At 32.7% G+C, this 21,647-nt stretch carries 29 protein-coding genes; all 29 read right to left on the reverse strand.

The features are described from left to right. Window positions 1–222 precede the first annotated feature (222 nt). The gene (locus BUC17_RS12405; protein ID WP_143161805.1) at window positions 223–765 is read right to left on the reverse strand and encodes a hypothetical protein; all 543 of its coding nucleotides are present in this window, start codon (window positions 763–765) and stop codon (window positions 223–225) included. 171 nt (window positions 766–936) lie between these two features. Continuing rightward, on the reverse strand, window positions 937–1,734 hold the full coding sequence (locus tag BUC17_RS12410; RefSeq protein ID WP_073364996.1) for a hypothetical protein: 798 nt from the start codon (window positions 1,732–1,734) through the stop codon (window positions 937–939). A 632-nt stretch (window positions 1,735–2,366) separates the two neighbouring features. Continuing rightward, a complete protein-coding gene (locus BUC17_RS12420; RefSeq protein WP_143161806.1) occupies window positions 2,367–2,858 on the reverse strand; it encodes an NYN domain-containing protein in 492 nt (163 codons plus the stop codon). A gap of 264 nt (window positions 2,859–3,122) precedes the next feature. Beyond that, window positions 3,123–3,548, reverse strand: a complete 426-nt coding sequence (locus BUC17_RS12425) for a protease inhibitor I42 family protein (RefSeq protein ID WP_073365002.1) — start codon at window positions 3,546–3,548, stop codon at window positions 3,123–3,125. A 162-nt stretch (window positions 3,549–3,710) separates the two neighbouring features. Beyond that, window positions 3,711–4,127 carry a hypothetical protein gene (locus tag BUC17_RS12430; protein WP_073365005.1) on the reverse strand — a complete coding sequence of 139 codons (417 nt, stop codon included), beginning with the start codon at window positions 4,125–4,127 and terminating at the stop codon, window positions 3,711–3,713. A gap of 179 nt (window positions 4,128–4,306) precedes the next feature. After that, on the reverse strand, window positions 4,307–4,903 hold the full coding sequence (locus BUC17_RS12435; RefSeq protein ID WP_073365007.1) for a hypothetical protein: 597 nt from the start codon (window positions 4,901–4,903) through the stop codon (window positions 4,307–4,309). A 188-nt stretch (window positions 4,904–5,091) separates the two neighbouring features. Further along, a complete protein-coding gene (locus BUC17_RS12440; protein ID WP_073365009.1) occupies window positions 5,092–5,613 on the reverse strand; it encodes a hypothetical protein in 522 nt (173 codons plus the stop codon). Between the two features lie 65 nt (window positions 5,614–5,678). Further along, window positions 5,679–6,668 carry a hypothetical protein gene (locus tag BUC17_RS12445; RefSeq protein WP_073365011.1) on the reverse strand — a complete coding sequence of 330 codons (990 nt, stop codon included), beginning with the start codon at window positions 6,666–6,668 and terminating at the stop codon, window positions 5,679–5,681. 196 nt (window positions 6,669–6,864) lie between these two features. Beyond that, entirely contained in the window at window positions 6,865–7,362 is a 498-nt protein-coding gene (locus BUC17_RS12450; protein ID WP_073365013.1) for a carboxypeptidase-like regulatory domain-containing protein, read from the reverse strand. A 169-nt stretch (window positions 7,363–7,531) separates the two neighbouring features. Continuing rightward, window positions 7,532–8,218, reverse strand: a complete 687-nt coding sequence (locus BUC17_RS12455; protein WP_073365015.1) for a hypothetical protein — start codon at window positions 8,216–8,218, stop codon at window positions 7,532–7,534. Window positions 8,219–8,311: 93 nt separating this feature from the next. Continuing rightward, entirely contained in the window at window positions 8,312–9,112 is an 801-nt protein-coding gene (locus BUC17_RS12460; RefSeq protein ID WP_073365017.1) for a hypothetical protein, read from the reverse strand. Between the two features lie 173 nt (window positions 9,113–9,285). Beyond that, complete coding sequence (locus tag BUC17_RS12465; protein ID WP_073365019.1) at window positions 9,286–9,855, reverse strand: hypothetical protein; 570 nt, start codon at window positions 9,853–9,855, stop codon at window positions 9,286–9,288. Between the two features lie 158 nt (window positions 9,856–10,013). After that, window positions 10,014–10,421, reverse strand: coding sequence for a hypothetical protein (locus tag BUC17_RS12470; RefSeq protein ID WP_073365021.1), 408 nt, complete (start codon window positions 10,419–10,421; stop codon window positions 10,014–10,016). 193 nt (window positions 10,422–10,614) lie between these two features. After that, on the reverse strand, window positions 10,615–11,055 hold the full coding sequence (locus BUC17_RS12475) for a hypothetical protein (RefSeq protein WP_143161808.1): 441 nt from the start codon (window positions 11,053–11,055) through the stop codon (window positions 10,615–10,617). A gap of 270 nt (window positions 11,056–11,325) precedes the next feature. Continuing rightward, window positions 11,326–12,537 carry a hypothetical protein gene (locus BUC17_RS12480; protein ID WP_073365025.1) on the reverse strand — a complete coding sequence of 404 codons (1,212 nt, stop codon included), beginning with the start codon at window positions 12,535–12,537 and terminating at the stop codon, window positions 11,326–11,328. A gap of 149 nt (window positions 12,538–12,686) precedes the next feature. After that, a complete protein-coding gene (locus BUC17_RS12485; RefSeq protein WP_073365027.1) occupies window positions 12,687–13,286 on the reverse strand; it encodes a hypothetical protein in 600 nt (199 codons plus the stop codon). A 211-nt stretch (window positions 13,287–13,497) separates the two neighbouring features. After that, window positions 13,498–13,818 (reverse strand): hypothetical protein, encoded by a 321-nt coding sequence (locus BUC17_RS12490; RefSeq protein ID WP_073365029.1) that lies wholly within the window; start codon window positions 13,816–13,818, stop codon window positions 13,498–13,500. A gap of 190 nt (window positions 13,819–14,008) precedes the next feature. Beyond that, window positions 14,009–14,416, reverse strand: a complete 408-nt coding sequence (locus tag BUC17_RS12495) for a ribonuclease E inhibitor RraB (protein WP_073365031.1) — start codon at window positions 14,414–14,416, stop codon at window positions 14,009–14,011. Window positions 14,417–14,658: 242 nt separating this feature from the next. Next, window positions 14,659–15,138: a hypothetical protein gene (locus BUC17_RS12500; RefSeq protein WP_143161809.1), complete on the reverse strand. Its 480-nt coding sequence runs from the start codon at window positions 15,136–15,138 to the stop codon at window positions 14,659–14,661. A 146-nt stretch (window positions 15,139–15,284) separates the two neighbouring features. After that, window positions 15,285–15,644: a hypothetical protein gene (locus BUC17_RS12505; RefSeq protein WP_073365035.1), complete on the reverse strand. Its 360-nt coding sequence runs from the start codon at window positions 15,642–15,644 to the stop codon at window positions 15,285–15,287. A gap of 152 nt (window positions 15,645–15,796) precedes the next feature. After that, a complete protein-coding gene (locus BUC17_RS12510; protein WP_073365037.1) occupies window positions 15,797–16,192 on the reverse strand; it encodes a hypothetical protein in 396 nt (131 codons plus the stop codon). Further along, window positions 16,192–16,941, reverse strand: coding sequence for a class I SAM-dependent methyltransferase (locus BUC17_RS12515; protein ID WP_073365039.1), 750 nt, complete (start codon window positions 16,939–16,941; stop codon window positions 16,192–16,194). Before BUC17_RS12515 ends, BUC17_RS12510 begins: the two co-directional genes overlap by 1 nt. Continuing rightward, entirely contained in the window at window positions 16,932–17,669 is a 738-nt protein-coding gene (locus BUC17_RS12520; protein ID WP_073365041.1) for a DUF2071 domain-containing protein, read from the reverse strand. The genes BUC17_RS12515 and BUC17_RS12520 overlap by 10 nt, the downstream gene beginning before the upstream one ends. Before the next feature lie 4 nt (window positions 17,670–17,673). Continuing rightward, a complete protein-coding gene (locus tag BUC17_RS12525) occupies window positions 17,674–18,057 on the reverse strand; it encodes a DoxX-like family protein (protein WP_073365042.1) in 384 nt (127 codons plus the stop codon). A 182-nt stretch (window positions 18,058–18,239) separates the two neighbouring features. Next, window positions 18,240–18,749, reverse strand: coding sequence for a hypothetical protein (locus BUC17_RS12530; RefSeq protein ID WP_073365044.1), 510 nt, complete (start codon window positions 18,747–18,749; stop codon window positions 18,240–18,242). 23 nt (window positions 18,750–18,772) lie between these two features. Then, window positions 18,773–18,931: a hypothetical protein gene (locus tag BUC17_RS14170; RefSeq protein WP_200798339.1), complete on the reverse strand. Its 159-nt coding sequence runs from the start codon at window positions 18,929–18,931 to the stop codon at window positions 18,773–18,775. Further along, a complete protein-coding gene (locus tag BUC17_RS12535; protein ID WP_073365046.1) occupies window positions 18,922–19,467 on the reverse strand; it encodes a YcxB family protein in 546 nt (181 codons plus the stop codon). The genes BUC17_RS14170 and BUC17_RS12535 overlap by 10 nt, the downstream gene beginning before the upstream one ends. A 178-nt stretch (window positions 19,468–19,645) precedes the next feature. Beyond that, window positions 19,646–20,449, reverse strand: a complete 804-nt coding sequence (locus tag BUC17_RS12540; RefSeq protein ID WP_073365048.1) for a hypothetical protein — start codon at window positions 20,447–20,449, stop codon at window positions 19,646–19,648. Window positions 20,450–20,872: 423 nt separating this feature from the next. Then, complete coding sequence (locus BUC17_RS12545) at window positions 20,873–21,526, reverse strand: hypothetical protein (protein WP_073365050.1); 654 nt, start codon at window positions 21,524–21,526, stop codon at window positions 20,873–20,875. Window positions 21,527–21,647: the final 121 nt, after the last annotated feature.

Consider the following 21,647-nt stretch of genomic DNA (forward strand, 5'->3'; position numbering starts at 1 on the left):
TACTTTCTCAACGCTTTGTCGAGCGGTTCGTATTTTTTATTTGATCTCAAAAAATTGAACATGGTCGTCTTTTAAAATACCTTTTAACGTTTCGCCGCTAACCGACTGTTGCGAAGCCAGCGAACTATGGACTATCTGCTAAAATAAAAAGATTTACGAGAAAAATAGGGTGGAAGCCAAGAAAAACCTGCAATGATTACTAACCACTGTTGTGCGACGTTCCTATTTGACAGCTATTCTATATGATTTTAATTTTTTTTTATTAGCGCATTCAAAATAATAACCATAAATGTATGGTTTGCCTTTTTCATTCTTGACAGAGTCTATTGTGAAATTATTTGGTAAAAAATCCTCATTAATAATTTCATAGCCTTTCATTTTATTCGCAATAATTGAATAATGCGGCTGAACACAATTACCATTTTCAAATGGTTCGCAATTATAATATTTTACAATAGTTGCTGAATTATTTAGTGGTTTAATTTCAAGAAAATCAATAGCTTTTTTTCCAAGATTTTCTTTTAATTCTGGATTAAATGTTTCAAAATTAAGTTCAGATTCAATTAGAAATCCTTTTTTCTTAAAATGTTTATTCAATATTAATTCAGCTTTTTCTTCGTCCAAAACATTTCGTTTAGTATTTGCGTCAAAATTGAGAATCAGTAAGGTAGAATCTCTGTAAGTTTTATTTTGCGTCAACTTGATTTCTTTCCTTTTACAACAAGAAAGAAGTATGAAAAAGCTGAACAAGACGATTTTCTTCATTTGACTCGACTGTTTTGGAATGTTACACAACATGCCGCGGCTTGCCGAAGTTGGCGGTTTGGAACACTAAAATGTCTATACGTTCCAATGTTTGTTTGAAACACAAAAGTTCGAATTCGCATTGTCTCGCCATTTTTGGGTTGGTGCTGTTAGCGGCTGGCATTTTTATCGTTACCATATTTTTCTAATAAGTTTCAGTAATGGAAATTCTTTCCTGTCAGTTGGTTTGTCAAACGGAGTGTCGTTAATATCATTTTGTGTGGTAACTATTGTTGTTTCACTTTGACTGTCGTCATAACTTTTCATTTCTAATTCAAATCGTTCGTCTTCGTCAAGCGGTTGCTCCAAGTCTGCACCACCTTTATGTGCAAATTGAACATAGTCTTTTGGTGGTGTTGGCAATTTGCGTTCACATTCCTTTGAACAGAGATTTGTCAAAAGAGGTAAAACATCTGTGCCTACATTTAGAGAAATCCAAAGTTGATTTGTTTGCTCGTAAGTCATAGTCTTACCACAAACGCTACAATTTACAGTGTCGCCTGAATACCGAACTGGATTATGAGTCAAACGAGGAAAGCCCATTCTGTTTTTCCAATTTCCATACAAGGCTCTTGTACTCACTCTGCTGTCTTTTAGGTTTTTGCATTTTGTAATTTCGTAGGGAAACCAATGTAAGTCGTATGAGGTGTAAGGGTCAAAATATTCAAGAGCTTCCATTTGTCCAATTTCTGGGGGAATACGTTTCAGTTTACTACCGTAGAGCCAAACCTTTTTAACCTTCGTCAGTTTTGAGATCGTCTCAGGTAAAGTATGAATTTGAGCAAACAACTCTTGTCCAAGTTCTTCTACGGGTGAAAATTCGTCACGATTTTCTGCTGCTACCTTGTCAACATAAGCACATAGTTTTTTCCAAGCAACAGAATTTCTGTCTTGTACGTCATTCTCTATTTTGGAAATTCTTTTGTTCATTGTCGTATCCTATTGTGTGATTTCGCCGATGCTTGCCACTAACATTCCGCGGCTTGCCTACTGTGGCGGTCTATGCGAAAAGTTTTTCTTCCACTAAGATAAACGTTTTTTGCTTCGCACCGTTCGCTTCGTTCGTGTCGTGAAAATAGGGTGGAAGCCAAGAAAAACAAGCAATGGCCACTAACCACTGTTAGCGGTTCGGTTTTATTTTTCAGGATAAAAGTTTACTAAACACATTATTAACACAATCAAAAAAAGTAATCCTATTATCCGATTATTAAATGAATGTCCAATTTCGTCATAATAGTTATCGCTTTCAGGTCCGTAAATATATTCTTTGAAAGTAAACTTTGGTTTGTTAAAAATAGTTCTCCAAATTGTTCCAAATGTATAACGTACTGTTCCACCTAAGAAGTTTAGATAAAAACGTACAGATAGAATTTTCAATATGTCCATTGCTTTTTTACTTATAGTTTTTTACGCAAACTTAGGATACTGACCGCTAACGTTTTCGGGGGTAGCCGACTGTGGCGGTCAAAGCGAAACGATTTTTCCTAACTGAGATAAACGTTTTTCGTGAACACGTAAAATAAAAAACTAGCCATTGTGCCAAACCGCTGTTACCGGCAGGTTTAATCTCTTGGGAATGGTTTGTCACGTAGATAAAGTTTAATTTTTTCCTTTTCTACATTATATCCAAGCTTTTCTAAGTCAGCAATTGATATTCCTTTTTTTATTTCTTTTAACTTTTCTCTTAATTCGTCACGTGATAATATTCTCTTTTCAGTTTGTTTTGCAATTTTTGTTGAAACTATACTGTCGTAATACTTGTAATAATTTGAATTTTCACTTTCAAGGAATACATAAATATATTTAGGCTTGTTTTCTAAAATTTGGAACTTTTTGGAAATAGCTTCTGTATTTTTTATGAATATTTTTAAATGATAAATCCCATTATTTGATTTAAATCTTATTAAATTATTATTCAATGATTTAAATTTTAAAACTGAATCATTCCTTGTTATCACTACATTTAGATATTTGTGTCGCATATCATTTCCAATAATAATTTCACTATTGTCAATTATTTGTTTTCTATCATAAATAAAAGGAATGATAGCCAAAATCAGTATAACTAATGTTAAACTGATTATTAGTATGAAAAGTTTAGAATAAATCAGCTTTCGTGAAATCATTTTATTGGGTCAGAATTAAGTTTTCAGACAGATTTTTGTCCGGTGGTTTCAACTTTCCAGTAAAGTTCCGCGGTCAGCCTTCTGTGGCGGTCTATGTGAAACGATTATTTCTCACTAAGATAAACGTTTTTCGTGAACACGTAAAATAAAATACTAGCCATTGCGCCAAACCGCTATTAGTAACAGTAATAACTATTCTACAGTAACATAAAATTTATTATCGGTTTGATTTTTAATTGTATTGAAATCTTTACAGGTTTTACCTTCTTTAAATGTCGGACAACTGCCTATCTTTATTGTGTCAATTCCTTTTTTGACAGCTTTAAATTTTACAATAAATTCTCCGCCGTTGCCATCAATTTTATTTGTATTCCAATCTGCCTCATAGGATTCTTTAACTATTTCGATACAGTTTATTGCGTTTTCATTTAATACACAATTGGAATATCCAGTTGTAGGATTTTCATAAAGTTTAACTGAAAACGTCTCGCCAACTTTTAATCTAAATGAGTCATTTTCTCCAGGCTCATAATAATTATGCTTGTCAAAATAATAAATAGTGGAAATCACGATCAAAATAAGTATTAGACTGGGTAATATGATTTTTAATTTTTTCATTTCTTAAGCAAGATGTTTCTAGTATTGCTACTAAAGTTCCGTAGCTTTGCATCTATGGCGATCCAAGCGTACGGTGGACTTTTAGGCTAAGATAGAATTTATATGTGAAAATAAGGTGATGGCATTTCATCCAAGAATAGCAGCTAACGTTTCAGGTTTATTTTATGCGTTACGAATGATAATTGCGTCAAATTCGTAATTGCTCTCAGATAGGTATTCAATAGTGAAGTTGCAATTGTTTTCTAAATAAAATTTTATGCCATAAGGCTGCTCCAGCTTACCGAATAAAAACTCAATATCTTGTATTGTTTTCCCAATTCTATGTTCCCAAAATTTATTTTTTGTGATATCTGTGAAATCGTTGACATCTAAAACATTTCGATTTTCTATTTCTATGGAAAAAGTTTCTGTATTTGCCCTGAATATTATACTGGTTTCATTTGAAAATAATAATAAAATTGTTCCGTCAGCTTCCAACTCTCTCAATTCAGCAGGAATATGACTCGAATCGTAATTATTGAAATGTCTTAAGCATTTTTGAATTGAAAATCCTTTAAGCTCTTTAAAACTGAAGTCCATCTTTTATTTTTTTTCGAATACAAAGGGTATCTATTGTAAGGTTTCTTGGGCTTATTGCCAACGTTTTTCTGTTTGGCGATGGGTTGCTTTTTTAGAAAATATTTAAGCAGCTAACTGAACTTTCGGCTACCACAAAATTGTCAAGCGGAGACGGAACCCAATCTTTTGGGTAGGTGCTGTTAGCGGATGCCTTTCTTGTCTGTAAGTTTAAAATAGTCATTGCCTTTTACGTTTATTAAGTCGTTTAGGTTTTCGTATAAATTTAGTCCTGCAAGTCCTGTTCCGTGCAGAGCAATATTTGTTTCCGTAATTAAGTAGCTGTTGTCAAGCAAGATAAAGCCTTTCTGGCTGTCGTCATCATACCAAAGAAAGTCAATTATTTTTCTGTCCTTGATATGTTTGAGTTTGTTTTCTCTATAGTCAACTTTGTAAGGCTGGTAGTCTTTAATTGCGATGTTTTGTCCGAATAAAACCTTGCGAAGTCTGTTAAAAATTGTCCGTCTTTGTTGTTGGTAGTTCTCAGCAATTTCACCAACTGTTTTATTGTCTTTGTTGACATGATAAACTGGATAGTCAGCTAAGTCAGCAAAAAGGCTTACAGCGTCTTTGTCCAAGTCCTTTATCAAAATGTCCTCACAAAAACCAAATGGGATGTCGATGATAATTTCGTTGTCAATTTCTATAAAACAGTCACCAATGTCTAAGCCACCAACTTCAGTTTTCACTAATGAAAAGATGTTTGTAATTGTCTTATTTATGAGTTCTTCTGTCCGCATTTGTCGGTCTGTTTGTCTTTGTCTGTTTGTTGATTAAAGTTTCCGCTAACGTTCCGTGGCAAGCCGACTCTGGCGATCAAAGCGAAACGATTTTTCCTTACTAAGATAAACCTTTTTTTGCTTCGCATTGTTCGCTTTGTTTGGGTCGCGAATATAGAGTAGATGTTGAGAAAATCAAGCTATAGGGGCTAGTGGCTGTCGCTCCATCCAACCAGTATTTCCAGTTTTTTAAACTCATTATTTGAACCAAAATGTTTAGTGTTTCTTTTGGATCCAATTGTATGATGCTCTAAACAATCAAAACATATTTTCGAAATGCCGACAACTTTTCCTTCTTTCTTGAAGATGAATACATTTCTAAAAATTGGATCGCATGCCATAGCTTCTGTCATTTCTTCTTTCCTTTCTGTGAATATATTTGAGAGTTCTTTTAGTTTGCTCTTATCAATTTTTTGTTTTTTTGGATAATAAGTTTCTATTTTCTCAAAATACCATTTGTCATCAAGAGCTGTTGGATAGCTGTACATAAAAGCTATTTTATTAAACTCCTCTTTTTCTGTTTGCGTTGTGCTTTTGTCATCGCCAAAGAATTTATTCGATTCCTTACTAGAAATTTGATAAAGATAAGCCTCATCAAAGTCAAAGAAAGGTTTGTCTTCCTGACAACTTATAAATAAAGTGAAAAAAGCAAATAATATAATTTTTTTCATTTGGTTCGAATTAAGTGCAGTCGTCTGCGATTGTGGCTAATGGTCCGGCTATGCGCAGTGGCGGTTTAAGACCACATGCGTTTCAGTTTTGACCAAATGGTTGATTTAATTTCTGACTTTTCATCTTCCACTTCATCCGCTATTGCCGTATAGCCAATGTTGGCAGTAGTATTTTCTTTTCCTGTTATTCCATTTCCATTAAAGTTGAACTCTACATACTGTTGAATAGTCTTTATCCCTTTCATTTTCCAATTTTTACTGTAGAAGATACCAGAAACAGGGACATTCGTTCTTAGTTTGTATAGGTTTGACTCCTTATCAAAATCGATAAATGTCCATTGGTTTAGAAGTCTACCAACTGCAGCAGATGAATGTCCTTTTGCATTGAACAAACAGAATTTGTCAGATGTAATTATTTCTTCCAAAGGTTCAAAACCAAATACTTCACTTGGAGAAATAATCTCAAAAGTCTCATATTTTTTTGTGTTAGTATTATAGTTTAATACATTTTGAACTCTGTTGGTTCTGGGTGAAACCATTAATCTAATTGTAACGGAGTCAATCCAATAGGAATGGTCAATTTCATTTGGTTTATAAGGGATCTCTATTTCTGTCGATTCGTTACTGCTACAATCGAAAAGAAAGATTTTTGTGTAACCTGAGATTAAGACTGTTTCAGCATTAGGAGCAAATTGATTACGCATTAAGCCTCCTTTTATATTTAGTTCTTCTTTAGTTAAATTTTCGGTGTCTATGACAATAAGAGATGGATTGTTAAGAGTAGGACAAGTCGGAATTAAACAGTATTTGCCACTATATGAGAACGGTTCGTAATTATTTGGTAAAGTCGCTAAAAAGTTTTGGGTCAATAGTTGGCTTGAAATATCCTTTTCGTTCTTATAGATTCTTAAGTCGCTCGCCCATAAACCCATTCTTATTTCATCTTCCTCTGAAAACTTGAGCTCAAATCCATTTCCATTTGAATATGAAACAGGCTTTGGTTCTGAAAATTTCTGTTCAATGCAACCAATGATATTTATTCCGTCTTTCTTCATTTCATATTACTATCCCCGTTCTGTGGCTAGCCGAATGTAGCGGGCTATGCGAAACGATTAATTTCTTACTAAGTTAAACGTTTTTTACTACGCACCGTTCGCTTCGCACGGGTCGTGTAATCCAAACACAAAACTAGCACATACCAGTCATAGCGGCTAGCGGCTGTTAGCTGGCGTTTTTCCTTTTAGGAATAATTTAAAAACTAATATTATGTGTTTTACAATACCATTTTTCACAAAAACCAGAATCACAACCACCTAGCTTTATTTTTCCTTTTTCTGCTTTTTTCAATGTTCGCTTATTTGGTAAACCATAAACAATTGGAATAATATTGTCTGTATGTTGTTTAGGACATAGTTTTTCACTCTCTTTACAAGGCTCAGGAAATGTAAACTCAAATTTTTGCTCACTGGAATCAATTATAAAATTCTCGTAAACTTTTTCCCTAACACCTGTTGCATTGACTTTTAAAGTGTAAACTCCATTTTTTAAATTTTCAATTTTATAATTCCCATCGATATCTGTTTTCGCGTAAAAAGTGTTACCATCTTTGTCTGTAAGGATTAATACAACTCCAGGAAATGAACACTCGCTACAAATAAATCCATCAAATACTTTTCCTTTTAACGTTGCAGTTTGAGAAAATATATGATTGACAAAGAATAAAATTGATAAATATACTATCGTCTTCATTTTCTTTTCGGTTTTTAAAATGACAACTTACGGTTTGCGGCTAGCCGACTATTGAGGGTTATGCGAAAGGTTTTTGCTCTACTAAGATAAATGTTTTTTGGTTCGCACCTTTTGATGGTTCATCTCAAGAAAAACCTATAGCGGATAACGGCTGTTAGCATAAGTTTTTTTAACTCATCCAAGTTCCAAACTTTTTTACAATTATCCATTTTCCCTTTATCTTTTTCAAGTAAATCGCTTTTCCGTGTCCACAAAGAGTTCCGCAGTGATATCCTAATTCAACGTAAGCTTTCTGATTGTCGCGTGAGAAAATTGGAATAGTCATTTCATAAAAACGATAGTTTTCATCTTTTTTTCGTTTTGCCTTTTCTTTTTCAAAAGATGTAGAATTTATATTTTTTAAAATTGATTTGTCAATTATGAATTTTGAAGATTTAGAGTTTTGTGCAATTAAATTAGACGAATCTTTTGTCGTGAAAAATAGTTCATCGTTTATCTTATTATTCAATAGTTCAGTTACATAAATACGACCTGGCGCTGGAGGTAAAACTAATCCATTGGCCTGTTTTTCTGGAATATCTATTGGTAGTCTTCTTAAATCGTGACAAAGAAAGTTTGCATAGTCATCAGATTTTAGAACTTTCAAACTGTCTTGGATTATGATAGTTTCTATAATTGAGTTAATATCTTTTATCTCTTTAAAACTTAATGGTTTTTCAATAACTTCGACGCTTTTTTGGGAATTTTCATTTCTCTTATTACAACTTAAAATAAAAAGCAAAAAGGTTAATGTAATTATTGACTTGTTCATTTTTAAAGAGGTGTCTAAAATTTCTGGTAACGTTTCGGCTAACAAATAGTGCCAACTGGCAACCGAAAAGCTAAGTAAAGAAAAAGATTTTGATTTATCAGAGTACTTTCATAAATATATGAATATCAAGCATTTTTGTTAGCAATTGCTAGCAATTGTTTTAATTATGCGCTCCAATTCAAGGAACTTATCCATTGTTGGTTCAACTAACGTTTTTATAAAAAAATCATTTTCTTTTAATTCTATTTCAATTTCTTCCAACCCTTCAAACTTTTTTAATAAATGAATTAATGGTAAAATATTAATCTCTTCTTTAATTGGATAAATTTCAAAGTTTTCAATTATAAATGGGTCGTCCTGCCGAATTTTATCAAGAACACTTTCTAGGTTAGTTTTGGGACGCAAATAGTAATGCCCGTCGAAATTTGTGGTTTTAACCCAGTAAAGAATTTGAAATCCATTAATTCCTATTTGTTGACGAGTGGATTCTATGTAAACTTTTGGAAACAGCACTAAAAAATTTGACTCTAAGTTTTTATAACAGCGTTGGCAGTCAAAAGTGTCATATTTTTTGGTGATTGATATTGTATCAAGTATCGAGTAATGTTCCTCATCAAGAGTGAAGACAGAATAATTGTTTACTTTAAGGTAGTTAGCAATCTCCTCGACAACCCTTTCTGTGGCATCAAAATATTGATCGAGTTCTTTTTTGGTTCTTATCCTATTGTGATTATCGTGATCAATAAAAGTTCCTTTTTCGGCTTGTTCTAATGTGATTTCCATTCCTGTTTCAGGGTCATAAATTAAGGGAGATTCTAAACGTTTTCTAATTTCGGCCTTTTCAATTTTTTCCTTTTGATATTCCTTATATACTCTCGTAAGCATAAATACTAAAATGACTGGGATTAAGTACTGGATGAAAGTTAAGACGGTGATCATGTGAGTTTCTGTAAAATGTTTCCTATCGTTCCGCCGCTAGCCGACTATGGCCCAAAAGCGAAAGGTTTTTGCTCTACTAAGATAAATGTTTTTTGGTTCGGACTGTTTGAATGGTACAACTCAAGAAAAACCAGCAATAGCGTGAAACTGGGGTTAGCAGTAGCTTTTCAGATTCATGTTTTGTTTAAAATAGATTTTAACTTTTTTTCTAAATAAAAATAAAGCATAACAATTACTAAAAAGAAACATATCTTAGTGAGAATCCCTATTATAAGTTCAATAAATGTAAAGTTAAAACTGTATGAACTGGGTAAATAATCTCTTTCAAATGATGTTAAAATAATAATACATTGTTCTATTGAAACCATAAAAAATATACTAAATATAATCCTGAGTATTTTCTGTTTTCTCACTTTTTTAAGCCGCAAAAGTTGACTTAAACTAATCCACAATATTGGTTGAAGCCAATAACCAAACCAATATTTTCCAAACATTCTTTGAATCATTCCAGATTTTTCAAATTCAGAACTTTCAAAATAGCTTTTGAATAGTAAAGAAATCCAGATCAAAAGAAAAACTATTCCTGCAAAAGAAATTATTTTGTTGGATGTTTCGTCAATTACATTAATTATTTCATTTTTTATGAAGCTTGAAATTATGAGATAAACAATAGTATATAGTCCAAAAGCAATGAATAAATCGACTCTAATTATTTGTAAAACTAAATCAAGATTTTCAACCATTATTTCTATCGAAGACGTTTTTTAATGTTACTGCTAACGTTCCGACTGTGGCGATCAATGCGAAACGATTTTTCCTTACTAAGATAAACGTTTTTTGCTACGCACCGTTCGCTTCGCTCGAGTCGTGAAAATAGGGTGGAAGCGAAGTAAATCGAGCCCTAGCCGCTGTTATGAGTCGTTTTATAGTTACTCTTAATGACTTTATATTCTGAATATTTAAAAACCCTCGCTTTATCAACTTTCTGTTTAGTTTTTATATAATTTTTTGGATAACCTAAGTCAGGATAAAAATTTCCAGTAAATTCGATGATGTCTCCATTACATCCCAAAGTTTCTGGCAATTCTTTGTCTTCAGTTTCAGCTTCGATAAATATTGATTTTTTAGCTAAACTATTTTCATCTTCAATTTCCGCGATATCTTTTAAAGTTACCCAATTTGGACATTCACATGCCCAGGCAACATACTGCAATTTTATTTTCTTTTTTTGAAGATTTGTGTTTTGCTTCTTTTCACATGCTAAGAAGAAAAAGCTTAAAAGTAAAATTATGACTGCATTTTGGTTCATTGTTAACTTCGGTTGCGTTAGAATAGCTTATAACGTGTCGCGACTTTCACCTGTTGCTGCTGCAGTCACGAACCAAAACAAATATACATAATGTCTTTAGAACTGAATTGTTGAAAATAAGCCAAATGTAGATCGAAGCAAAAGGTAAGCGCTAAGCCCAGCAATTGGGTGAAACTGGGGTTATTACACGTTTTTATTTTTCATTATCAAATTCAATAAGTAGATTACATAACTTATAAAATTCAGTTTCTTTTTTTGGCGACCATCTTACAACTGCGTGAAATTTTCTTCCAGTGCAATTATCACTATTTGGAGAATTTGCTTCTAATGTCCAAATTGACCCATCAAAACCACCTTCTTTAAGGTTTCTGACGGGAAATGTCCAAAAACAACTTTTATGTATTTGTGATTGAAAATTGTTCCATTCACTTTTTAATAACGTTCTCTCTGATTTTTTTTCAATACTATCACCACCCTTTCCAGTTTTGTAATTTTTTTTAACAATCATTGTATAATTTTCAAAATCATTTTGTATCCTGTAAACAAATGTTGATCCGTTCATCAAGTTTTTTATTGATACCCTGTAAACTTCATTATTCTCAAACCTCAAATCAGGTTCTTTTATGCTTTCCAAATACTTTTGATAATTTATCTTGTTAACTGAATTTATAGTGTTAAGTATACTATCATTTTTCTGTACAACTTTTAAATCAATAGTACAATCGCATTTATTTTGACAACTTAAGTTCAAAACGAAAAGTAAAATAAGGAAAATGTTTTTCGAGTTCATAAAATGTAAGGTAACGGGTTGCGGCCTAGTGGAGGTGGCGATTTTCACCACAAATGGGTCTACTGAGCACTGAACTACTACTTAAAAAAACAACTGTTAATTGCAGGCGTTTTTTTATAGTAGTACTCGAACATTGAAGTACAAATCTTTATAGTCCATAAAATCCTCGTATGCTATTCCTAATGAAATTCTCTTAATCGGAAATTTATACTTAAAATTTAAAGATTTAAAAATTTCGGTTTTGTAATTCACTTGGTTTTTAAAAAATGAAGTTGTCAATGTAGTACTTATGTTTGTCTTTGAAAACCATTTGTAAGCATACATATGTCCCCCTAATTTATTATAATTTTGTCTTATATAATCTACTCCTAATCCGACGCCGAAATTTTTTTTAAGGTTCATCCCATATTTGATTTGATGATTTTCAAATATGTTTTTTGCATCATTAATTCTTAGTATTCTATTCTGGTAGTTGTAAACAATAAAATCAGAAAAGTTTGATTTTTTGAATAATAAATTCCATTTCGTTGTTTGAAAATTCAAATGATGAAATCCATTTCTATCAAAGTTATATTGCAATGAAGCACTTCCGTTTACTTCTACTTTTCCTATATAAGTTGTAGAATAAGAAGAAAAGAATCCAAAAGGTAATTTTGTAGCTCCGCTGTATCCTAATTCTAAAGAATTTGACACATAACACATAGTTGTCATTCCTCCTGAATTGTAACAACCTTTCTTTGGTAAGGTGTTTTTAAACGAGTTATAATGTTCTTGCAAAGTTAATGTGTCTGATATGTTTTTTACAAAATCCAAAACAACTATTGCTTCAGGAATAGAATCTTGGGTTGATGGTGTCCAGTATTTTTTTAACCAATAATTATTTTTATCAGAATGCTCAATAATATAAGTAATTCCGTTACATCCATGTGGCCAATTTTCTATTTCCCTGTCTGATGGGATATTCAAAATTTTGGAGTTTTGAACAATATTGTAGATACGCTCAGCTTGTTTTGATGATAGAATTATTTTTTTTGATAAAGTTTCAGAATTACTTCTATTTGCTTTTCTTGTATGGTAAATATAATTGGTAATTGAACCATAAATTTTTGAACTGTCTTTTGAAATTTCAATTACTTGTCCGTGATTCCAAAATCTAAAATTGAATTCGTCTGCTGATTTTACGAAATCCTTTAATTCTAAAGTTTTTTGAATTTCACTATTTCTTTTATACCAATACGTCGTGTCTCCTTTTATTTCTTTCGTTTGAGAAAACGTAGTCTGAAACAACAGTAAAAGCAGAACTGTGATTATGTGCAGTTTCTTCATACGCTTGTAGTTAACGTTCCGGTGCTTGGCAAGTTTGCACACTTCGGAACCGATTATTTTCTAATAAATATAAAACTTCTTGCGAAATGTAAACGTGTATTTACTACAAAATTCGAAAGTAAACCAACTTGTGTTTGTGGTAGTGTTTCTTAATCAAAATGAACGTAAATGTCAGCATATTGTTCCCATCTATTTCTTTCCCATATTAGAAATAGAAATGAAAGTTGTTTCTCATTTACATCGTAATTTCGTTGATTTAATATCAAACAATATTTGTTTTTTCTTAAAAATATTGGTTTTGAAAAAGTATAAATGATTGAACACATTAAACATTCATTTTCAGTTGCAAGTTTTTTAGTAATTTTAAAAACTTCAGCAAAGTTATTTTTATCGATTGCTTTAGAATTTGGCAATAAACTATCATTCCAAACTTCTCCTTTTAATTTATATAATTCACTTAATATAAATTCTTTTTCTTTTTTAGTAATTTTAAAATATTTATTATTGTTAGCTTTATACAGATTGCAAATTTTGAATTTATTTGTTTTTTTAATTACAGCTATTGTTGAATCAATAATACTGTCTTGAATGTTTTTAGAATAATATAATGTATCACATTTTACATTTCTATATTCCATTCTACTTTGCCAATCCCAATAAATATTCAATACTTCAACAGCTTTGGGTTGTGCATTTGAATTAAAAGAAATTAGTACTAATATTAAATTTAATAATTGAAATTTTGTCATTTTTTATTTTTAGTTTTTAAATTCTCTCTCGCGTTTTTAACATTAACACCAACGTTTCGCAGCTAGTCGACTGTGGCGATCAAAGCGAAACGATTTTTCCTTACTAAGATAAACGTTTTTTGCTACGCACCGTTCGTTTCGCTCGGGTCGTGTAAACCTAACGCCTAATTAACACATTCGAGCCATAGCGGCTTGCAGCTGTTGTGCGCCGTTACATTTTATCTTTAATTTTTTGAAGTATACTTTTTCTAAACCAGTTTCGCTTCTCTACTTCCCTACATAAAGGTGTATACAGTTCCGTTTCTACATCAGAATCCCAAAAATTCATATGATATGAACCTTCGAACCAATATCTTTCATCTTTGGTAATTTCCCTGCCTTGTGAAATTCCAAGTTCTGTTAAGCCACAACTAATTTCGATTACATTTAGAAAAAACAAGGACATCTTATTTTCTGAATTTTCTCTACATCTAGATTCCAAGCAGTAATTTCTTAATCGGCTTAATATTAATTTAAGTTCAATATCGGTCATTTTAAGAGTTTTTGGGTAATGGCGTACAACGTTTCTCAGCTAGCCTAAGGTGGCGATTTCGGAACACAAAACTGTCAATAGACCTCAAAAGTTGATGAGAGGTAGAATGTTCAATGAACCATTTCACCCGCCATTCAGCCAAACGCCTGTTATAGGCTATCGTTACTGTCGTCTGTGTCATCTCATTTAACTATTCTTGGTCTGTTTCAGTTCCCCAACCGTCGAATTCACAGTCGAATTTATAGCCAAGTTCGCACATTTGTTTCGTCCACTGTTTTACAACTTCGTCAGACATTTTCATCTTAGTTGTTCGACCTGTAACGACAAACAAGTTTTTGTCGCCTGCAGAAACACCGTGTTGAACTGTATAATCCAACTTTTCAATTTCTGTCGCTAATTGCTTTGCCTTGTCAGCATTGTTTGTATAGAAAAAGTATTCAAGCTTTAATTCTCTGTCAGCTGTCACGTTTAAGTTTCGCAACTGTTCAATTGTCTGCGGTGTCATTTGCATTTGCTTTTCACGATTACTGTTAAATGCTGGTTCACTAACAAATTGTCCATTGTTAGATTTTGGTTTTAAAAAGTCAAATAGTCCCATTACAATTATTGTTGTCGTGATTAAAATTAGTCCTGCGATTAGTATTTTTCTTTGTTATCATGTTTCATCACGGTCGTCATACGGTTGTTATAACGTTCCGCGGCTAGCCGACTGTGTCGGGCTATGCGAAAGGTATTTCTTTCACTAAGATAAACGTTTTTTGCTACGCACCGTTCGCAAAGCTCGGGTCGTGTAAACCAAACACCAAACTAGCACATTCGAGCCCTAGCGGCTAGCGGCAGTTATAAGCCGTTTTTCTTTTTCTCAATCAACGACAAAGTTTGCTTATTAAATATTTCTGTTCCTTTTGAAATATAATTTGGAATCACACATTCACCAACACTAATGTATATTATTTTGTTGTCGTCTTCTGTATTTTCGTTCTCTTCCAATGAAGTTGCATAACTGTTCATTCCACTTATCAATAGTACAGGATTACCCTCTCTAAAAAGTTGTGTTGCTATCCCAATTAATCTTACTTCAACAATTTTATTTATAATCTCTTCATTATACGCTAACGATAAAATACAATCTTGTATTGAACATAAACCAGATTTTTTTAATGCCGGATAATTTTCAATTACTTCTGAACCGTAGTTTAAATTTTTAAAACACTTTGAAAAAAGTTTATATGAAATATCAACTTTCAAAGAATCGGCATTTTGTCCAATAGCTTTAGACATTAAAAAAACTGTAAGTACAAGATATAATCTCGATTTCATTACGCGTGTTTAAAATGGTTTATAACATTCCGCGGCTTCACGTCTGTTGCGATTCCAGCGAACTGCGTACTATCTGCTAAGATAAAATATTTTCGTGAAGAAAGAAGTACAATTCAAGAAAAACCAGCTATAGCGGATAGCCGCTGTTATCGCCTGTTTTTTTTTTCAATTATCCTTTGAACAGTTTCTTTTAAAACAAAAACTGTTATTATTATCAAGCAAGCTATGATTGGAAAAAGCACTCCTTGAAAAACGATTAAGTATGATGTTATCCCGCCAACAATGCCAACACCTAAACCAATAAAAGCATTAATAATTTTCTTCTGTTTGCTCAAAAAGAAGTAAAACAAAATAGCGAAAACTAAAATAGATTCAAATTGGACAAATGCTCCATTATCTTTTCCATGGTAATAATCCATATTATAATTTTCAATTTCATGTAAAAGAAAAGCATTTACACAAATCATTAAAAGGATCAATATAATTGTGATAAGAATTCTTTTCATGTGTTGTGTTTTAAGCTAGCCGCAAACGTTTTGCGGCTTGGCGAAGGTGGCGATTTTCACCACAAATGGGTCTACTGAGCACTGAACCGCCACTTTTGCCAAACCGCTATTACCTGCTGGTGTTCTTGTGTCCGCTATGTTTCTTGTCGTTGTCAATTAAAATATGTTGTCAAAAATATGATACTTAAATAGGTCCAAAGTAACGAAAATATTATATGCATAAACGTTTCAAATTTCTTTCCTTTCCATAAGTCAGTCGAGTAACCAAAAAACTGAATGAAAAGTCTAACAGTCCAGAATACGCCAAGTCCAAGTGATATTTTTTTGCCAAGGTTGGTTTCAATTAGTTCGGCAGAAGAGGTCAAGCAAAGTAAACCCATAAGTAATACTGTCAATGCGATAAACAATGTATGTACAGTCATCATTTGTCGATTGATTAAACTCAATGATTTAAGTTCTTTGTCCCAGTTAAAGTACTTTGGAAAGACAATATGAACCAATGCCAAAGCAATTAATAAAACACCAATTATTTTAAAATGTATTTCCATTAGTTGCAATTAAAGATTGACATAAAAGGTGTAAACTTTGTTTCATTAAATGATGTAAACCCTGCTTCTTCAAATGCCTTTTTCCAAGTTGCTTTTGAGAAAAAATGCGTAAAGCCGATTGTAAATGCTACAAAGTTTGGAAAATCTCTCAAATGTTCCACCATAATCACATGGCCGTTTGGCTTACAAACTCTGCGACATTCTTTTAAAAATCGCACTTTTTCATCTTGTTTGCGAATTTCGTGAATTGCTGATATTAAAAAGATGTTGTCAACCGAATTGTCATGTAAAGGAATTGAATTTGAATTGATTTGTTGTGTATTTGGATAAAACAAACTTACTTTTCTTGCTCTGACAATTGCTGGTTCAGTATGCTGTTTGGCATTGTAGAAGTCATACACTTGAAGTTTGGAATTAGGCAAAATACTTTCTATAATAAAACTTGTTTCGTCAAAGCCTGCGTTGATGTTTAAATTGAATTTGTCTTTTGCATCTTCAATTTTCATTTTCTTTAGCCAATCAAAATTGTAGAAACCTGAGAAATCATAAACATAAGCAGAGACGAATAATGGCATAGTTAGTCCATAAATAAATGCCAAAACAACCAACAAATACAAGCTGTCAGACCAATTGAAAATATAGTTACTTCCAATAATTAAGGCCAATAATATGAATCCAACAACATAAAAGTGTCGGTTGAAACTTAAAATATTTAATACTCCTTGAAAATTTCGTCTCTTTATTTCCATTTTTCAATTTTGCCTTTTTTCCAATAGTATGGAATGTTTTTAATGATGAAAGCATTAGCCAAAACTGGATTTTCAAGTTTTAGAGTACTTAAAAAATCGAAATTATAATCAATCACTTTGACTGGATTTGGAGTCCAGTTTTGTCTTACTCCTTCAATGATTAAAACTTCTTTGGTATCCTTGTTATAGGTAAATGTAAAGGGTAAAGGGCCAGCGAATCTTCTGGCTTCCTTCCAGTCTAGAAAAGGGGAATGTTCGGGCAAAGAAATTTGTTCTTCCGTTTTGTCTATTGTGATTTTGAACTTTGATTTCTCTGAGGTTATTTCTTTGGTGTTTTGCTGTTCAACTTGTTTTATGTCCGTCGTGGTATAGTTGTAATGAGTAAAAATATTTCCAAAGAATTCCATTTTCGTTTTGTCAGTTTCTGATTTCAGAATATACAAACCACGCAAATTTTTACCTGCATTATTCGTGTAGCGAACAAATACCCGATAACCAATTAGAAAAAAGTCGTTGCCCATAAATTTCGGAAAACCTTTTGGTCTTAATTCTTTTGTTTGAACCATTGCAACTGCAACAAAAGCAAATTTGTCTTGAAATGTGTCGAGTTGCAAACATTCTGGAATATGATTTTGTAAATGTTCTTTAGGAACTGCAAAAGTCAAAACAAGCGAACTTTCAAAATACGCCTCAACAGCAAATGGGTGGTTTTTTAAAAATGCTAGCATCGAATTATTTGAGTTCTTTTTTATTAAGATAAAATTCGTTGAAGTAAACAACTACAATAAAAATAGAGGCAAACAATGAATTTAATTTGCCCCAAAGCAACAAGTCGGGAACAAGTATAAACTCAATTGTATTCATTGTCGCAACTATCGCTATTTGCGCAATAGCATTTAACTTTGTCTTATACCCACTTAAAATCCAAACAGTCATAATGATTTCTGAAATTCCGATTACAATTGTCAGTGGTCGGGAATAGTCGTCACCTAATATTCTTGCCACAATTTTTTCGTGTCTAGGAACAAGATTTAGAACCTTACAAAAAAGTCCGTTTGCAATCCAAACTGTCGCAATACAATAAGTCAATATTTTATAAATGCTTGTCTTTGTCATCGTTGGTTGTGTCGTTCGCTACGCTTGCAGGTAACGTTCCGCGAATAGCCGACTGTGGCGGTCTATGCGAAAGGTTTTTCTTCCACTAAGATAAACCTTTTTTGCTACGCACCGTTCGCTTCGCTCGGGTCGAGAAAATAGGGTGGAAGCGAAGGAAATCGTGCCATAGCGGCTAGCCGCTGTTAGCAGTAGTTTTTTAACTTAGATAATTTGATGTGATTTTTAAAGAAAAAGAAAGGTACTTTAATGTCATATTTCCCAAGAGTAGTTAAGTTTGCTAATACTTTTTCCTTGTCAAATAATATTATTAATTCTTCACCCAACTTAAACCATTTCCAACTTTTTTTCAGAATTATTAGGTCTTGATCTTCAACTATTTTGTCATAATTGTATCTAAGTTTTATTTCTTCCAAGAAGTCATTTCTTTGATTGATTTTTATTTCTCCTAAATAGGTTAATTTTTCAAAATATTTTAATCCAAACATATTCCAAATGAATGGTAAGTTGATAACTAAATAGAAAATTAATTCTTTATTGTTTAATGAATTATTATAGAAAATAAGAAAGATGCTAAGAACTGGGACTGAGAATACCCAAAAATAAAAATCTATCACATAATTGATAGTCTCTATTAATGTTCTCTTATATATTATTCTCTTACGTAAAATCGATTGCTCAAAATCTATTTTCATTAATGATTTTTTTAAAATTACTGCTAACGTTTTGCAGCTACCCGAAGGGCGGGACTTTTACCACTCCCGATAGCTATCGGGATGATTTGAAAATCTATTGTTTGATTAACCACATAACTGTCTTTGGAACACGAAACCCCGCCTTTTGGGTAGGTGCTGTTAGGCACAGTAATTATTTCCATTCCCATTTTTCGTCTGTCTCATATTTAATTTTCAAATAGGTCGCAAGGTCTCTTAGTCTTGCTTTCACGTTGTCAAAGTTTGCTATTTTGTCTTTGGGTAAAATGAATGAATGTCCGCCCTTTAGTCTAACGAAAATTGTCGTAGGTATTTCACATATTTCTTCTAGTTCTGTTGTCAAAACTTTGCTTTCACTACCGTTGTCCTTTGCTAAAATAAAGTCATCGTTAAACTCTAAAGTTACAGTTCTTCCAAGCCTGTCTTTATAATTTTCTCTAATGAAACCTTTATAATGTCTAATGTAATGTTGTCTTTCCCAAAGTGGATAAAATAAAAACCAAAGAAGTCCAATGATGAAAAATATAACTGCCATTGAATGTTTGTCTTCAAAGATTAAGAAAAGTCCAAATGCAGCATAAATCAATGGAACAATTATTCTATTCCTCTGTCTCTTTTTCTTAATTCGGTCCGACTTTGAAGCAATATAAAGTTGATGTGCCAAGAAGTCGTTTTCGTCAGTTTTATAGTCTATCGTCATTGTTTTGTATTATTGGGCATAACGTTCCGCGGCCAGCCTAAGGGTGGGACTTTTAGCACTAAACTTCATTCGGAGAATTGAACTTTCGGCTACCACAAAATTGTCTGCGAAGCACGAACCCCCGCCTTTTGGGTAGGTGCTTTTACCTGCTGCCCGATTCTCCATTGATGTACACATTTTATTTAAGATATATAAAGATGTCATTTTTTGATTTAACCCCAATTGATTTGATTTTTGCTGGCGTCCAAGTTGTCTTTTCAATTAAGGGAATTGCAATGCTTTTAAAGTAGTCCCAATATTTTTTGTTGTAATCTTTCTCTTTGGTTTTGTCGTCCCAAAAAACGAATTGAGTGTCGGTTACTTTAGCTTTTCCATTTTCGTCAATGTCTATATAAACTTGAAGCATCGCCATTGCGTTCTCTCCCTTTTTAAGTCTGTAATCAGCAGGATACTTAACCAACGTTTCAAAAGCTTTCTGAAGTCCTGAATGATTTGTTTGGTCATAAGTGCTGTCGCCTGGAAACATTGCAGGTTTGTCCCAACAACTACTTTCACTACCACAGTCAAAAACTCTGTCTCGGTTTTTCATTATCCATAAGCTGTCTGCGATGTAAAGAAGTGAGTCGGTAAACTTGTCGCCAAACTTTTCGTTTATTTTTTCTTGCATAAATTCACAATAGCAATGGTAATTTCTATTGTCTTGAATTACACAAGGTGAAGATTCGTTTTGATATTCAATGCCGTTTTGTTTCAATAAACTTTTCATTTCGTTTTCCGCTCTTAACGCTTGCCAAACAATATTTCCAACATAATTGCAATAAACAAGTTTGTTATTTTTTAAGTCTGTCTTTGCTTGAGAAATTTCCTTAATACAAGTCGTGTCTGAAGGATGAACACTATCTTCAACTGACTTCTTTCTCTTGTCATTGCACGCAGCAAATGTCAAGATTAGGGTCAAAAGTAAAATCAGTTTAATGTTCATTTCTTGTTGTCACTTTAAAAGTTAGCACTGTCGTCCACGGGTTGCAGGTAACGTTCCGCGGCTAGCCGACTGTGGCGGTCTATGCGGAAGGTTTTTCTTCCACTAAGATAAAAGTTTTTCGTGAAAATAGGGTAGAAGCGAAGAAAATCGAGTCATAGCGGCTAGCCGCTGTTAGTGGCTGCCTTATCTCATTCAGTTACTACTGCGTAATTTTTTGGCCGAAAAACACAAAAAAACACTTATTACTAAGCACCAAGACGACTATAAATAAGCCTAAACCTATCCATTAAGCCCAAATATCCAAAGGTTGGCAGTAACGTTTTGCAGCTTGGAGAAGTAGCTGATTTTAAAGCACTTACTTTCATTTTAGCACTGAACCTGCCATTTTGCCAAACTGCTGTTAGCGGTTCGGCTTTCTTTTTATTAGTTCATATTTTTTAAGTATTCTTTCCACTTTTCGTTTAATATCAAGCCAAATTTATAGATAGTTTCTTTTTGTGTAGAAGAACAGTCTTTACAATTCGATTTGAGTTTGTTAATGAATTGGTCAATTATTGGTTTATCATATTCTCCTTCGTTATCAATGGCAAATTCTAAAACCAAAATGTTAGCCCAAATTTCTAAATCACTATCTGTAAAGCATTTTTTGCTGTCAAAAAATGTAGCAAATTCTTTTGGATTATTCTCTATGAACTTTTTTCCTGTGTAGCCAAGTCCTTCTGAATAAGCACCATCAGAAATCTTGTATGAGTTAATAACTGCTTTAAAGTAAAACTCTCTTTCTTGTTTGTCCTTACTTTTAAATTTTTCGAAATATGTTAGAGGTTCATTGTCAGTTGGATTACTTGCTGTGTTATTCAATAAGTCTTTTGCAAGTTTTGGTGTTTTCGGGTCTTTTATGAATTTGTCAAAGTCGCAATTGTAATTGTCAGTCTTATTATCGTTTTTGTCATTCGAAGAATTGTCAGAGTAAGCCAAGCTATCCTTTGTATTTCCTCTTCTCGCTGATTTTTTGTCTGTCACATTGTTACAAGCAAAAAGTCCAAATGCTAATATTGTTATAACTATTAATTTCATTGTCTCTGTCGTTTTTTAGGCTGACCGCTAACGTTCCGCCTTTAGTTTGCATTATTAAATATTAATTACTTTAACCTATAAGGAAACGGGTGAACTAAAACGTTTCGTAGGGTTGTGACCT

It is taken from the genome of Flavobacterium fontis, from assembly GCF_900129405.1.
In the GTDB taxonomy this organism is placed as follows: Bacteria; Bacteroidota; Bacteroidia; order Flavobacteriales; family Flavobacteriaceae; genus Flavobacterium; species Flavobacterium fontis.

Excerpts from the sequence above, each read along its gene's own strand:
- BUC17_RS12500 (WP_143161809.1), bottom strand. The coding sequence starts at position 15,138 with ATGAAATCGAGATTATATCTTGTACTTACAGTTTTTTTAATGTCTAAA.
- BUC17_RS12535 (WP_073365046.1), bottom strand. The coding sequence starts at position 19,467 with ATGACGATAGACTATAAAACTGACGAAAACGACTTCTTGGCACATCAA.
- BUC17_RS12515 (WP_073365039.1), bottom strand. The coding sequence starts at position 16,941 with ATGGAAATAAAGAGACGAAATTTTCAAGGAGTATTAAATATTTTAAGT.
- BUC17_RS12470 (WP_073365021.1), bottom strand. The coding sequence starts at position 10,421 with ATGAACCAAAATGCAGTCATAATTTTACTTTTAAGCTTTTTCTTCTTA.
- BUC17_RS12450 (WP_073365013.1), bottom strand. The coding sequence starts at position 7,362 with ATGAAGACGATAGTATATTTATCAATTTTATTCTTTGTCAATCATATA.
- BUC17_RS12465 (WP_073365019.1), bottom strand. The coding sequence starts at position 9,855 with ATGGTTGAAAATCTTGATTTAGTTTTACAAATAATTAGAGTCGATTTA.
- BUC17_RS12540 (WP_073365048.1), bottom strand. The coding sequence starts at position 20,449 with ATGAACATTAAACTGATTTTACTTTTGACCCTAATCTTGACATTTGCT.
- BUC17_RS12440 (WP_073365009.1), bottom strand. The coding sequence starts at position 5,613 with ATGAAAAAAATTATATTATTTGCTTTTTTCACTTTATTTATAAGTTGT.
- BUC17_RS12525 (WP_073365042.1), bottom strand. The coding sequence starts at position 18,057 with ATGACAAAGACAAGCATTTATAAAATATTGACTTATTGTATTGCGACA.
- BUC17_RS14170 (WP_200798339.1), bottom strand. The coding sequence starts at position 18,931 with ATGGAAATAATTACTGTGCCTAACAGCACCTACCCAAAAGGCGGGGTT.
- BUC17_RS12545 (WP_073365050.1), bottom strand. The coding sequence starts at position 21,526 with ATGAAATTAATAGTTATAACAATATTAGCATTTGGACTTTTTGCTTGT.
- BUC17_RS12435 (WP_073365007.1), bottom strand. The coding sequence starts at position 4,903 with ATGCGGACAGAAGAACTCATAAATAAGACAATTACAAACATCTTTTCA.
- BUC17_RS12490 (WP_073365029.1), bottom strand. The coding sequence starts at position 13,818 with ATGACCGATATTGAACTTAAATTAATATTAAGCCGATTAAGAAATTAC.
- BUC17_RS12460 (WP_073365017.1), bottom strand. The coding sequence starts at position 9,112 with ATGATCACCGTCTTAACTTTCATCCAGTACTTAATCCCAGTCATTTTA.
- BUC17_RS12505 (WP_073365035.1), bottom strand. The coding sequence starts at position 15,644 with ATGAAAAGAATTCTTATCACAATTATATTGATCCTTTTAATGATTTGT.
- BUC17_RS12495 (WP_073365031.1), bottom strand. The coding sequence starts at position 14,416 with ATGGGACTATTTGACTTTTTAAAACCAAAATCTAACAATGGACAATTT.
- BUC17_RS12405 (WP_143161805.1), bottom strand. The coding sequence starts at position 765 with ATGAAGAAAATCGTCTTGTTCAGCTTTTTCATACTTCTTTCTTGTTGT.
- BUC17_RS12510 (WP_073365037.1), bottom strand. The coding sequence starts at position 16,192 with ATGGAAATACATTTTAAAATAATTGGTGTTTTATTAATTGCTTTGGCA.
- BUC17_RS12485 (WP_073365027.1), bottom strand. The coding sequence starts at position 13,286 with ATGACAAAATTTCAATTATTAAATTTAATATTAGTACTAATTTCTTTT.
- BUC17_RS12480 (WP_073365025.1), bottom strand. The coding sequence starts at position 12,537 with ATGAAGAAACTGCACATAATCACAGTTCTGCTTTTACTGTTGTTTCAG.
- BUC17_RS12520 (WP_073365041.1), bottom strand. The coding sequence starts at position 17,669 with ATGCTAGCATTTTTAAAAAACCACCCATTTGCTGTTGAGGCGTATTTT.
- BUC17_RS12425 (WP_073365002.1), bottom strand. The coding sequence starts at position 3,548 with ATGAAAAAATTAAAAATCATATTACCCAGTCTAATACTTATTTTGATC.
- BUC17_RS12445 (WP_073365011.1), bottom strand. The coding sequence starts at position 6,668 with ATGAAGAAAGACGGAATAAATATCATTGGTTGCATTGAACAGAAATTT.
- BUC17_RS12530 (WP_073365044.1), bottom strand. The coding sequence starts at position 18,749 with ATGAAAATAGATTTTGAGCAATCGATTTTACGTAAGAGAATAATATAT.
- BUC17_RS12410 (WP_073364996.1), bottom strand. The coding sequence starts at position 1,734 with ATGAACAAAAGAATTTCCAAAATAGAGAATGACGTACAAGACAGAAAT.
- BUC17_RS12430 (WP_073365005.1), bottom strand. The coding sequence starts at position 4,127 with ATGGACTTCAGTTTTAAAGAGCTTAAAGGATTTTCAATTCAAAAATGC.